This is a genomic window from Streptomyces sp. NPDC087263 (assembly GCF_044744645.1).
Classification (GTDB): domain Bacteria; phylum Actinomycetota; class Actinomycetes; order Streptomycetales; family Streptomycetaceae; genus Streptomyces.
The window spans coordinates 363,670-375,150 of the sequence record NZ_JBIUYT010000005.1 but is presented as its reverse complement, the minus strand read 5'-3'; the positions used below and the strand labels follow the sequence as shown (position 1 = coordinate 375,150).

11 protein-coding genes are annotated in these 11,481 nt (G+C 70.4%); 6 read left to right on the top strand and 5 right to left on the bottom strand.

Annotation, left to right across the window (positions count from 1 at the left end; genetic code table 11):
- Nucleotides 1–2: 2 nt before the first annotated feature.
- Together ACIPC1_RS18765 and ACIPC1_RS18760 are read right to left on the bottom strand one after the other, a co-directional pair.
- Nucleotides 3–629 (bottom strand): alpha-ketoglutarate-dependent dioxygenase AlkB, encoded by a 627-nt coding sequence (locus ACIPC1_RS18765; protein WP_402518289.1) that lies wholly within the window; start codon nucleotides 627–629, stop codon nucleotides 3–5.
- 78 nt (nucleotides 630–707) lie between these two features.
- Entirely contained in the window at nucleotides 708–1,619 is a 912-nt protein-coding gene (locus ACIPC1_RS18760; RefSeq protein WP_402518287.1) for an aminoglycoside phosphotransferase family protein, read from the bottom strand.
- Between the two features lie 301 nt (nucleotides 1,620–1,920).
- Here ACIPC1_RS18760 and ACIPC1_RS18755 point away from each other — a divergent pair, with 301 nt between their 5' ends.
- From ACIPC1_RS18755 to ACIPC1_RS18745, 3 genes are all read left to right on the top strand, one after another.
- Nucleotides 1,921–2,982 carry a tetratricopeptide repeat protein gene (locus tag ACIPC1_RS18755; RefSeq protein WP_402518798.1) on the top strand — a complete coding sequence of 354 codons (1,062 nt, stop codon included), beginning with the start codon at nucleotides 1,921–1,923 and terminating at the stop codon, nucleotides 2,980–2,982.
- Complete coding sequence (locus tag ACIPC1_RS18750; RefSeq protein WP_402518286.1) at nucleotides 2,979–4,043, top strand: polyprenyl synthetase family protein; 1,065 nt, start codon at nucleotides 2,979–2,981, stop codon at nucleotides 4,041–4,043. The genes ACIPC1_RS18755 and ACIPC1_RS18750 overlap by 4 nt, the downstream gene beginning before the upstream one ends.
- A 205-nt stretch (nucleotides 4,044–4,248) precedes the next feature.
- Nucleotides 4,249–6,003 carry a M4 family metallopeptidase gene (locus tag ACIPC1_RS18745; RefSeq protein WP_402518285.1) on the top strand — a complete coding sequence of 585 codons (1,755 nt, stop codon included), beginning with the start codon at nucleotides 4,249–4,251 and terminating at the stop codon, nucleotides 6,001–6,003.
- A gap of 68 nt (nucleotides 6,004–6,071) precedes the next feature.
- Here the strand turns inward: ACIPC1_RS18745 and ACIPC1_RS18740 are convergent, their stop codons facing one another.
- The gene (locus ACIPC1_RS18740; protein WP_402518283.1) at nucleotides 6,072–6,749 is read right to left on the bottom strand and encodes an AIM24 family protein; all 678 of its coding nucleotides are present in this window, start codon (nucleotides 6,747–6,749) and stop codon (nucleotides 6,072–6,074) included.
- 105 nt (nucleotides 6,750–6,854) lie between these two features.
- Entirely contained in the window at nucleotides 6,855–7,418 is a 564-nt protein-coding gene (locus tag ACIPC1_RS18735) for an NADPH-dependent FMN reductase (RefSeq protein WP_402518281.1), read from the bottom strand.
- Between the two features lie 116 nt (nucleotides 7,419–7,534).
- Between ACIPC1_RS18735 and ACIPC1_RS18730 the strand changes: the two genes are divergently transcribed.
- Both ACIPC1_RS18730 and ACIPC1_RS18725 read left to right on the top strand, forming a co-directional pair.
- Nucleotides 7,535–8,188 (top strand): TetR/AcrR family transcriptional regulator, encoded by a 654-nt coding sequence (locus tag ACIPC1_RS18730; protein ID WP_402518280.1) that lies wholly within the window; start codon nucleotides 7,535–7,537, stop codon nucleotides 8,186–8,188.
- A gap of 36 nt (nucleotides 8,189–8,224) precedes the next feature.
- Complete coding sequence (locus ACIPC1_RS18725) at nucleotides 8,225–9,343, top strand: sulfite oxidase (RefSeq protein ID WP_402518278.1); 1,119 nt, start codon at nucleotides 8,225–8,227, stop codon at nucleotides 9,341–9,343.
- A gap of 60 nt (nucleotides 9,344–9,403) precedes the next feature.
- Here the strand turns inward: ACIPC1_RS18725 and ACIPC1_RS18720 are convergent, their stop codons facing one another.
- Nucleotides 9,404–10,600 (bottom strand): glycoside hydrolase family 64 protein, encoded by a 1,197-nt coding sequence (locus ACIPC1_RS18720; RefSeq protein WP_402518276.1) that lies wholly within the window; start codon nucleotides 10,598–10,600, stop codon nucleotides 9,404–9,406.
- A gap of 224 nt (nucleotides 10,601–10,824) precedes the next feature.
- Between ACIPC1_RS18720 and ACIPC1_RS18715 the strand changes: the two genes are divergently transcribed.
- Nucleotides 10,825–11,463, top strand: a complete 639-nt coding sequence (locus tag ACIPC1_RS18715; protein ID WP_402518274.1) for a hypothetical protein — start codon at nucleotides 10,825–10,827, stop codon at nucleotides 11,461–11,463.
- The last annotated feature ends 18 nt before the right edge of the window (nucleotides 11,464–11,481 follow it).

Here is an 11,481-nt window from a genome sequence, read left to right as displayed (position 1 = left end):
GCTCAGTTCACCCCGTGCGGGCGGAACTGGACGCTGATCCGTGGCCCCGCCGCCCGCGCCGACTTGGGGACGGCGTGCTCCCAGGTGCGTTGGCAGGAGCCGCCCATCACGATCAGGTCGCCGTGTCCGAGCGGCCGCCGCACGCTCTCCCCTCCGCGGCGCGGGCGCAGCACCAGATCGCGCGGTGCGCCCACGGAGAGGATCGCGACCATGGTGTCCTCACGTGCTCCCCGCCCGATCCGGTCCCCGTGCCAGGCCACGCTGTCGCGGCCGTCGCGGTAGTAGCAGAGCCCGGCCGTGCTGAACGGCTCACCCAGCTCGGCGGCGTAGTGCGCGGACAGCGCGTCCCGCGCCTCGTCGAGGACCGGATGCGGCAGCGGATCGCCGGCACCGTAGTACGAGAGCAGTCTCGGTACGTCCACGACGTGCTCGTACATCTGCCGCCGCTCGGCCCGCCAGGGCACATCGGCGACCAGCCGCGCGAAGAGGGCGTCGGCCCCCGCCAGCCACCCCGGCAGCAGATCGATCCAGGCGCCGAAGCCCAGCACGGTCCGGCGCATCCCGTTCAGCGGGGCGAGGCGCAGTTCGTCGGTCTGGTCGAAGAGCGAGGCCTGGAGGTGCGTGGACATGGGCCCAGCGTACTCCAGAATCGAATGTGTGTTCCATCGGTGGGTGTGGTGTTGTGAGCCGAGAGGTCGCGGCGGCCCTCAGCGCTCGTCCCCGAAGGCGGCCTCCGTATCGGCGAGGACCTCGCGGATCACATGCTCGGCGTTGGTCGCCATCACGGGGTTCGTCGTGCGGTAGTACGGGAGCTGGTTCAGAGCCATGGACAGGGCCCAGCCGCGGCCGCGTGCCCAGGTGGCGTGGTCGGCGCCCGTGGCGTGCCGGAAGGCGGGTCTCGCCTCCGCGGGGAGGAGGTTCCAGGCGGGGATGAGGTCGCAGGCGGGGTCGCCGACGCCGAGGGTGCCGAAGTCCAGGACGGCGCTGAGGCGGCCCTGGTGGGTGAGGAGGTTCATGGGCATCAGGTCGGAGTGGAGCCACACGGGCGGACCGGTCCACGGGGGTGCCGCCAGTGCCTCTTCCCAGGCGGCCGTGGCGGCACGGGTGTCGATCATGCCGTCCAGTTCGCCGAGCGCGTCGCGCGTCGCGACGTCCACGGATGCCAGTGGTCCGCCCCGGTAGGCGGTTGGTCCGCCCGCCAGGCCGACCTGCCGCAACGCGGCGACGAACAGGCCGAGGTCGGCGGCGAGCCCGTCCGGGTCGGCGAGGTCGTCCGCGACCGGGAGTTCGCCGTTGAGCCAGCGGCCCACGCTCCAGGACCACGGATACCCCGCCCCGGGTACACCGGTGGCGAGGATCTCGGGAATGGGGAACGGAAGCAGCGGGCCGAGGAGTGGCAGCCAGCGCCGTTCCTTCTCCACGTCACCGGCGCCCTCCAGGATGCGGGGGAGGCGTACGGCCATGTCGTCGCCGAGCCGGTAGAGGGCGTTGACGGTTCCGGACGACGTGACGCCCTTGAGCGGCAGGTCGGCCCAGTGGGGAAACTGCGCGGCGAGCAACTCCCGTACGAGCGATTCGTCGATCGGCGCTTCGTGGGCATGCATCGGGCCTGCGGACATCAGCGCCTGCTCTCGGTGTCGAAGGTCAACTTCCGTCATCCTTGGGCTGTTTCGAGCTCGTTCGCAATGCCAGGCAACCCTGCGGTCGCCGTCTTCGTCTTGATCGGCAACGGCTGGGCAGCACGTCGACCGTACCGAGCAAAGGATTCCCGGAGGGAAATCCGGCGCACTATACGCTCCGTGTATACATGGCATGTATACGTGACGTGTATAGCGGGATGTTCGCGCGCTGCCCGGTGACGGCAAGTACCACCGGCGGGCGTTCCGACGTGGCCGACCGATGGCAGACAGAAAGGCATTCATGTACGGCAAGGCCTTCGCCCCGGAATACCAGGGCGCACTGACCACCCTGTCCGTGAACTCCTCGCTCACCGATGTTCTCGCGGCGGGCACCGAGCAACTCCGCGCGGCCGAGCGGGCCGGCGCGCGGGCGGAGGCGGCCCGCTCGGGTCTCGCGGTCGCCGAGGCGCACCGCCGTCTTGGACAGGTGGCGGAAGCCGACCGGGCGTGGAAGGCGAGCTACCGCACCGCCCGCGAGGCCGGGGATGCGGCAGCCATGGCGTGGGCGCTGTGGAGCGGCGGCACGCTGGCCCGGCAGCGCGGCGCCCTCCCGCTGGCGTGGCGGCTGCTGCGGCTGGCCGCCGAACTCGGCGAGCACGCCGGTGACATCGTGGTCCGCGGCTACTCCCTGGCGGGGATGGCGGAGACGGGCCGCATCCAGGGCGACTACGCGGCCGTGACCGCACTGCACGAGCAACTCCTGGCCGAGGCGCGAAAGCGGGGAGAGGCCCGGCACACCGTGTGGGCCCTGGAGGGCATCGCGCAGATACACCGCAACACAGGCGCCTACGACACCGCCTACGCGATGTTCGAGGAAGCGGCCGGGATCGCCGCTCGCGCCGAGGACCGGCGCGGCCACGCCTGGGCCCTTCGCGGACTGGCGGACCTTGTCTCCGTACGCGACCAGGACCCCGACCGCGCGCTGGAACTGCTGAGCGAGGCGGAGGTGTCGTGCCGTGCGATGAACCTGTCCGGCGCGCTCGCCTACAACCACAAGATGCGCGCCAACGTCCTGTACCGGGCGGGGCGTTACGAGCAGGCACGCGATGTCTATACGCAGTCGCTGGCGGAGTTCGAGGCGATGAGCGAGCCCCGCGGCCGGGCACTGGCCCGCCTCGGTCTGGTCAAGTCCCTGGCCCGGCTGGGCCGCGACCGCGCCGCGACCGACGCGGACCTGACCGACCTGGCCCGGGTCCTGGAGAACATCGGACTGCGCCACGCGGGACGGATGGTCGAGGGAGCGCGGGTGGAGCTGGGCCTTGTGGCACCGGCCGCCAGCTCTGACACGGAGGTGGCGCGATGACGCTCCTGTCCACATCCCCCCAGTCCCCGCCGAACGCCCCCGCCGCCCCGCAGATCCTGCACCGCTGCCGCGAACTTGTCGCCCCCGCACTGACGAAGGCGATCGGCGGACTGCACCCCTGGGTCGCGGAGATGGCCGGATACGCCCTGGGCCGCTGCGAGGTGGGCGGCGCCCCCGCGACGTACAGCCAGGGCAAGGGCGTACGGCAGACGCTGGCCGTCCTCGGTGCGGAGGCGGCCGGAGGATGTGCCGACGTGGGTGTGCCGGGTGCGGTCGCCGTGGAGCTGGTGCACACCTTCTCGCTGCTGCACGACGACGTCATGGACGGCGACGCACTGCGCCGGGGCCGCCCCGCGGTGTGGAAGGCGTACGGCACCGGCCCCGCCGTACTCGCCGGGGACGCGCTCTTCGCCCTGGCGGTGGAGACCCTCACGGCGGTGCCCGCGACCGCGCACGGTGCCACGGCCGTACGGCAGGTGACGACGGCCCTCGGCGATCTGGTCCGCGGGCAGGCGGACGACCTGCTGTTCGCCCACCGTCCCTGGACCGGTCCCGACGCGGTGGGCGTGGGGGAGTACGAGGCGATGGCCGAGCACAAGACCGGTGCCCTGCTCGGCTGCGCGCTGGCCCTGGGGGCTCAACTGGCGGGCGCACAAAGGGAGACCGCGTACGCCCTGGACCGCGCCGGTCGTCACCTGGGTGTGGCCTTCCAGATCGCCGACGACCTGCTGGGCATCTGGGGCGATCCGGCGGTCACCGGCAAACCGGTCCACAGCGACCTGCGCCAAGGGAAGAAGACACTCCCGGTCCTCGTCGCCCTGAACGCCCCCGGCCACTCCGCGCTGGCCGAACTCCTCACCTCCCGGGCCGCCCTGGACGACTCCGCCGTACGCCGGGCGGCGACCCTCGTCGAACAGGCGGGCGGTCGTGCCGCGGCCCTGCGCGAAGCCCGGCGTCATCTCACCGCCGCGCAGGCCCTCCTGGCAGGCGCACCCCTGGCCCCGTGGCCCGCCCGTGACCTGCGCACCCTGTTGTCCTCCCTGGCCCACCGGGTGATCTGACACTCCGACCCTCCGGTCCGGGGCGAACCGGACCGGAGGCGGGCTGCGACGTCGGTCACATTCACGTGTCAACGCGTCCCACCAGGCAACCTCTTCATCTTCCGGCACATCTGTCGCCCCGGGGCAGGACAGCCCCCACGGCGTTCAACGGTGCCGTGCGTGAGGGCGGTTGGCGATCCCGGCCGCCCCTGTTCGAAGGAACTCAGTGCGTATACCCCACATACGTCGCGTGGCGATCGCCGTCGCGGTGACCACGACCGTCACGCTCCCGACGGGCCCCGCCTTCGCTGCCGCGCCCGTCGGCGCCCCGGCCGCGGCCTCCTCGCCGGTGGACGCCGCCCGGGTGGCCGCGTTCTCGCACGCGTCGGCCACCGGTGTCGGCCAGGGCGACACCCTGCGGGCCAAGGACGTCATGACGGATCCGGACGGCAAGCAGCACGTCCGCTTCGTGCGCGACCACCTGGGTATGCCCGTCCTCGGCGGTGACCTCGTCGTCCACCTCAACCGGCGGTCCGCGTACCTCGGTGTGACCAGAGCCGCCGACCACGCCGTCGAACCGTCCACGACCGAGGCGAAACTGACGCCCCAGCAGGCCGAGCGGAAGGCAGCCGAGGTCGCGAAGGGCGACGCGGGCGAGGCCCGACTCGTCGTCGACGCCCGTGACGGCGCGAGCGCGCTCGCCTACCAGGTGCGCGTGACGGACAGCGACACGACCGAGGCAGGCGGCTCCCGCACGGTGGTCGTGGACGCCGGGTCCGGCCGGATCCGCAGCGATGTTCCCGACAGCGACGAGTTCATCTCGCCGTCCCTGGACGAGACACTGCGCGAGCGCGGCGAACAACTGAACCCCGAGACGGGCACCTCGGCCCAGCCGGTAAGCCTCCTGAGTGCAGCGGCTGCCACCACCTATCCGGTCAAGGCCACCGGCAGCGGCGCTTCCCTCTTCGTCGGCAAGGTGACGCTGACCACCACCCGGACGGCCCGCACCAGCTACCTCCTCAGGGACCCCACCCGCTGGAACACCGAGACCCGGGACGCCAGGGGCCAGGAACTGGAAGCCTTCTCGCGCGGCAAGAAGTTCACCGACGCCGACAACAAGTGGGGAAACGGCGCCACGTCCAGCAGGGTCACCGCCGCGGTCGACGCCCAGTACGGCATCACCAAGACCCTGGACTTCTACAAGAAGACCTTCGGCCGCAAGGGCATCAAGAACAACAGCGCCGGAGCCCGCGCGATGGTCCACTTCGGCAACAAGGTCGGCAACGCCTTCTGGGACTCGACCTGCGGCTGCATGCTGTACGGCGACGGAGACGGCGACATGCTCAAGAAGCCGCTGGTCGTCCTCGACGTCACCGGCCACGAGCTGACCCACGGGGTCGTCGACGCCACCGCCGCCCTCGAACCGACCCGGGTGGACCGGGACGGCAACCAGTACGGCGAGCCGGGTTCGCTGAACGAGTCCCTCGCCGACATCTTCGGCTCTGCGGTCGAGTTCTCCGCCAACAACCCGAAGAACCCGCCCAATTACCTCGTGGGCGAGAAGCTCGGTCTGGCCCAGAAGTTCCTGCGCCGCCTCGACCGTCCCTCGCTGGACAAGCTGGAGGGCGCGGTCGACTACTGGTCGCCCGAGGCCTACGACACCGAGGTCCACGCGGGCTCCGGCGTCTCCTCGCATGCGTACTACCTGCTCGCCGAGGGCAGCGGCAGGAAGACGATCGGCGGGGTCACCTACGACTCGCCCACGTACGACGGTTCTCGGGTGACGGGCATCGGACGTACCAAGGCCACGGCGATCTTCTACCGTGCGCTGACCCGCTACATGGTCTCCACGACCGACTTCCATGACGCGCGCGAGGCCACCCTCAAGGCCGCCGCCGACCTGTACGGCGCAAGCAGTACCGAGTACAAGACGGTGGCGACGGCCTGGACCGCCGTCAATGTGACTGCCACCAACGGATGACATGAGGGTGCCCCGCCACGTTCATCGGAACTTGAGCAGGGGCGGGGCACCCTTCGCCGGTCCTTGCCTCAGTGCTGCTGAGCCTTCTGCGGTGTCACCTCACTGGGCCGCACGACGACGTACCCCTCGCCCTCCAGCTTGAGCTGCACAGCCTCACCGGAGCCGCCGCGGATCATCGAGCCGATCGACTGCGAACGGTGCAGCGACGTGTGCAGATGGGCGGTCCAGCCGACGATCGCGTCCGTGTCGACGAACACCGGCTGTTGCGGCGAGACGGGGATGACCAGCGGGTTCCCCTCGCAGACCAGGCCGAGCTTCCCGTGGCCGGTGAAGACGCTGTTGAAGAGACCGCCCCCGGAGATTCCCGCGCCCTTCACGGTCTTTATCTCGTACGACACCGTGGCGTCGAAGCACAGCACGTTGCGCCCGTTGACGGTGAACACGTCGCCGGGCTCGATGTCGACGATGAAACAGTTCTGCGCCTCGTGCGCGAACCAGGCCTCGCCCTGGCCGCGGACGGTCATCAGCGGCAGCCCCTCGCCGGTGACAGCTCGCTTGAGCATGCCGCCGACGCCCTGGCCCTTGCGCTCGAACTGCAGATTCCCCCGGTAGGCGATCATCGCTCCCTGGCGCGCGAGCATGTCGCCGTTGACCGCGTACTTGATCGACTTGGCGTTCTGGATGGTCATGCCCGGCGCGACGGCGGGCTGCACCATGTGGTCACTGGAAAAGAGATCACCCTTCATGCGGGCATCTTCGCCCAGAGGGTGCCGTTCCGCCAGGATCAGGGTGAGCGGGAAAGACGTGCGGGGCCGGCCCGGGTGAACCGGACCGGCCCCGCACGGGAGTTGTCAGGCGGCGCTCGGCGTACCGGCGTGACCGAAGAGGGTGCCGATGACCTCGGTGAGCTGAGCGGCGACCTCGGCGTCGTCGACCGGGTGGGTCTCGGCGAAGCGGGTCACGGAGCCCGGGATGGACAGCTTGACGTCCTCCAGGACGGTGGCGCCGGCGATGCCCACGGCCTTGCGGGCCTCGTCCTGCGCCCACACGCCGCCGAACTGGCCGTAAGCGGTGCCGACCACGGCGGTCGGCTTGCCGGCGAGGGCACTGGCGCCGTAGGGGCGGGACAGCCAGTCGATGGCGTTCTTCAGCACGGCCGGAATGGTGCCGTTGTACTCCGGCGAGAAGAGGAGGAACGCGTCGGCGCGGGCGGCGGCCTCACGCAGACGGACGGCGGCGGCGGGCACGCTGCCCTCGACGTCGATGTCCTCGTTGTAGAAGGGGATCTCGGCCAGGCCCTCGAAAAGCTCCACCTCCGCGCCCTCGGGCGCGAGCTTGACGGCGGCCTCGGCGAGCTGGCGGTTGTGGGAGCCGGCACGAAGGCTGCCGACGAGGGCGACGATGTTTACGGACATGGATAACTCCCGAAGCTGAAACACTGCTGCAATAAAGCGGACCAAGGTCCGTTTAAAGTTGTATCACCGAAGTGGACCGCAGTCCAGTTGTCCTGGAGTGCCGTTACGCTGGCTTCATGTCCACCCCACTGCCGCCCTTTCCGAAGCGACAGGAACCGACCGACGAGCCGGTCCTGATGGAGCTCGCACCCCGGGGCGACGCACCGCAACTGCGCGCCGACGCCGCGCGCAACCGTGCGCGTCTCCTGGAGGCCGCCGCCCGCCTGGTGGAGGAGCGCGGGGTGGCCAATGTGACGATGGAGGCCGTCGCCTGCGCCGCATCGGTGGGCAAGGGGACCGTCTTCCGGCGGTTCGGCGACCGCACCGGCCTCCTGATGGCGCTCCTCGACCACACCGAACAGCGGTTCCAGACAGGCTTCTTCAGCGGCCCGCCCCCGCTGGGCCCCGGTGCCTCACCGGTGGAGCGCCTGCATGCCTTCGGCTGCGCCACCCTGCGGCAGGCTTCCGAGCGGCTCGACCTCTACCTCGCCGCTGAACCGGACGCCTCCCGCCGCTTCAGCTCGGCCCCGTACCGCGTCCGTCTCATGCACGTCACCATGCTGCTCCGCCAGGCTGTCCCGGCCGCGGACACCGACCTCATCGCGCAGACCCTGATGGGATACCTGGAACCCGCCCTGATCAACCACCTGACCCGCCAGTGCGGTATGCCCCTGGAACGGCTGGAGTCGGGCTGGCACGACCTCGTGAACCGGAGCACCTGCTCGATCTGATGGCGGTACCCCGCGGTGCGGGAGGACAATACGGCCATGGCGCATCGCCTTGGTGACGTGAGCGGGCCTGCCCAGGTGGCCGCGGCGGGCGAGGGGATCAGCCGACAGGAGCTGGCCCTCGCCGCCCGGAACCATGGGCTGCCACTGGAGGCCCTACGGTACGACGTGACCCCTCCGGGGCTGCACTACGTACTCACGCACTACGACATCCCGTACGTCGAGGGCTCCTCCTGGCGCCTGGACCTGGGGGGCCGGGTGCGGCAGCCGCGGGCACTCGGAATGGACGAGCTGAAGTCGTATACCGCGGTTACCGAGCGGGTGACCATGGAGTGCGCGGGCAATGGCCGGGCCCTGCTGACACCACGGCCGGTGAGTCAGCCGTGGCTGGTCGAGGCGGTCGGTACGGCGGAGTGGACCGGTGTGCCGCTGCGGGTGCTGCTCGCCGAGGCCGGAGTCCGGGCCGGGGCGGTGGACGTGGTGTTCACCGGCGCCGACCATGGGGTCGAGCGAGGCGTCGAGCAGGACTACCGGCGTGCGCTTCCACTGGACGTGGCCACCGGAGGCGAGCCCGAGGTTCTGGTGGCATACGAGATGAACGGGGCCCCGCTGCCGCCGCAGCACGGGCGTCCGCTGCGACTGGTGGTGCCCGGCTGGTACGGCATGGCCCATGTGAAGTGGCTGCGCGACATCACAGTGACCGACACGCCGTTCACGGGCTTCCAGCAGGCCGTGGCCTACCAACTCCGGCAGGACGTCGGCGACGAGGGCGAGCCGGTCACCCGGATCGCCCCGCGTGCCCTGCTGGTCCCGCCCGGATTCCCGGACTTCATGTCCAGGGTGCGGGTGGTCCGGCCCGGCCCGGTGCCGTTGGAGGGGCGGGCCTGGTCCGGGTGCGCGCCGGTCGCCCGGGTGGAGGTGAGCACGGACGACGGACGCGGCTGGTACGAGGCGGAGTTGGACCCGGTGCACAAGCACCTTTGGTCCTGGCGGAGTTGGCACTTCGACTGGACGGCCGCGCCGGGAAGCCATGTGCTCAGCGTGCGGGCCACCGACGCGGAGGGGCACACACAGCCGCTCGATCAACCGTGGAACCGGGGCGGCTTCGCAAACAACCTTGTCCAGCGGGTTCCCGTGCTCTGCGTGGAACCTGACTGAATCCCCGTGCGGGCGGCCGGAGTCGCACACCGACTCCGGCCGCCCTGACGTGAAGACCTGTCAGCTGAACGGATCCAGCGTGATGTAGGCCTGTTGCGGGTTGCCGTCGTTCACGAGCGACTCGTGGGCGCCGACGTCGTCGAAGGCGAACGCGTAGGCCTTGCCGTCGGCCATCTGCGCATGGATCTGACGGGCGTACTGGTTGGTCACACCGTCCAGATAGAAGCTCGCCGAGCCGGTATCCGGCTGGTTGGGGTTGACCAGGAGGGTGGAGCGGTTGAAGGCCGCGCACAGGGTGCGGGAAATGGGGCCGCGCACCAGGTCGTTGGGCGCGTCGAGGAGCTTGTGGCAGCCGAAGATGCTGTCGGCGTCCGGCTTCTGGAAGCTGGTGACGACCGCTCCGGCGCTGTTCGTGAAGTTCATGACGTTCCCCGAGACCCGGCCGAAGTACTTCGTGTTCGGCTGGTCGACGAAGGGCGTCACCGTCAGCGTCGACGAACTGTACTTCGTCCACACGCGGTTGATGTAGTCGTCCATGACGGTGGTGGGCAGTACGCCGGACCCGACCGCGTGGCCGGGGGCGAGGGCCCGCAGCACGGTGCCGTCGGACCGGGTCTGGATCAGATTCGCCCAGCCGCCGGACTGGCCGCGCAGGGCGTTGAGGACCGCGTTGTACCCACCCGCCTTGAGGTGACCGGTCGACTTCGTCGTCCCGTCGGCGAGCTGGACGCCAACGGCGTACGGGGCCGAGAACATGTCCACCTGTGTGCTGTTGAGCCACAGACCGGCGTCGTTGAGTGTGTACTCGGACCAGTTGAAGAGGATGTTGCGATTCGGGTCGCTCGGATTCTGTACGGCCGGCTGCACCAGACCGCCGGTCGTCAGCCGGAAGTCGAGCTTCTGTCCGTAGGAGAAGTAGATCCGGCCCGAGAACTTGGGGATCCGGATCGTCACCGACTGCCCGTTGGCGGGCCCGGCGATCGAGGCGTCCGGTGCGGGCGTCGGCGGATTGCCGCCGGCGGGCCAGGCGTGGAACGTGCCGTTCGCGTCGGCCCAGCCCTGCTGCCCGGTCGTCAGCAGTGTGCCGAGGTTGTAGATGTAGATCGGGTCGGCGCGGCCCGAGCTGTTCGTGAACTTCAGCGGGATGGTCGCCGGGACGGCGGCCTCGGCCCCGGACGGGGCCCCGAACGTCAACAGGGCTGCGGCGAGGGTGGCCGCGGCCACCGCCAGGGACCGCCACCTGAGTCTTTTGAGCACGCTCTGGTCCTCCTTCGGACGGGATGCCTCCGCTTTTTCTGAGAGCGCTCTCACGATTGCGCCGGGCTGCGTACATGTCAACGCTTCGCGCAGAGTTGGTCTGGTCCGGTGGGGCGGCTCGAATCGGGGCCGGGGGGTACTCCAATGGGTCCGTGCCGTTCGCGGACCCCGGCATCCACACGGAGCATGAGGGAGTCCCGTACGGAAGGAAGAGGACGAGCCCCATGACCAGACGCATCCCCTCCGGTACCGGCCGATCGGACCGATCCCGCAGGATCGCCGCCGCGCTCCTGGCCATGCTCGCCTGCGGCGCCGCGCTCGTCTCGTGCGGTTCGGACAGTGACAACGACAGTGGTACGTCCGTGAGCCCGCGCCCCACCGCGCCCGACGAGTCCTCCTTCGCGGGGGAGGCGCCGTCCGCGCTGGCTTCCGAGGCCGCCTCGGCCATCGGCTCCGTCCAGGCCTCGGCGTCGGCGGCTACTTCCTCCGCGTCCGCCGAGGCCTCCGCGTTCGAGGCCTCGGTCTCGGCCGACACGGCGCGGGCCGCTGCGGCGGCGCAGGCCGAGCTGAAGAACGTACGGGGCAGCGGCAACGCGAGGTCAGAGGTCGCCGTCACCGGGTTGCCGAGGGCGCGGACCGGTGGGCTGCTCGCCGTGCTCGTCGCCATCACCAACAAGTCCGACCAGCAGGCCTCGTACGCCGTGCAGATCGACTTCGAGGACTCCGACGGCAAGGTTGTGGAGAGCCGGTTCGTGGGAGCGCAGGACCTCGAACCCGGCGAGCGGGCCGAGCCCGTCGCCATCAGCAGGGAGCCCGTCGAACCCAGGCTGACCTCGCGGCTGGCGAAGGCCCAGAGGTACTGACGCGCCGCCCGTCCCCGG

Excerpts from the sequence above, each read along its gene's own strand:
- ACIPC1_RS18765 (WP_402518289.1), bottom strand. The coding sequence starts at position 629 with ATGTCCACGCACCTCCAGGCCTCGCTCTTCGACCAGACCGACGAACTG.
- ACIPC1_RS18760 (WP_402518287.1), bottom strand. The coding sequence starts at position 1,619 with ATGTCCGCAGGCCCGATGCATGCCCACGAAGCGCCGATCGACGAATCG.
- ACIPC1_RS18755 (WP_402518798.1), top strand. The coding sequence starts at position 1,921 with ATGTACGGCAAGGCCTTCGCCCCGGAATACCAGGGCGCACTGACCACC.
- ACIPC1_RS18750 (WP_402518286.1), top strand. The coding sequence starts at position 2,979 with ATGACGCTCCTGTCCACATCCCCCCAGTCCCCGCCGAACGCCCCCGCC.
- ACIPC1_RS18740 (WP_402518283.1), bottom strand. The coding sequence starts at position 6,749 with ATGAAGGGTGATCTCTTTTCCAGTGACCACATGGTGCAGCCCGCCGTC.
- ACIPC1_RS18735 (WP_402518281.1), bottom strand. The coding sequence starts at position 7,418 with ATGTCCGTAAACATCGTCGCCCTCGTCGGCAGCCTTCGTGCCGGCTCC.
- ACIPC1_RS18730 (WP_402518280.1), top strand. The coding sequence starts at position 7,535 with ATGTCCACCCCACTGCCGCCCTTTCCGAAGCGACAGGAACCGACCGAC.
- ACIPC1_RS18725 (WP_402518278.1), top strand. The coding sequence starts at position 8,225 with ATGGCGCATCGCCTTGGTGACGTGAGCGGGCCTGCCCAGGTGGCCGCG.
- ACIPC1_RS18715 (WP_402518274.1), top strand. The coding sequence starts at position 10,825 with ATGACCAGACGCATCCCCTCCGGTACCGGCCGATCGGACCGATCCCGC.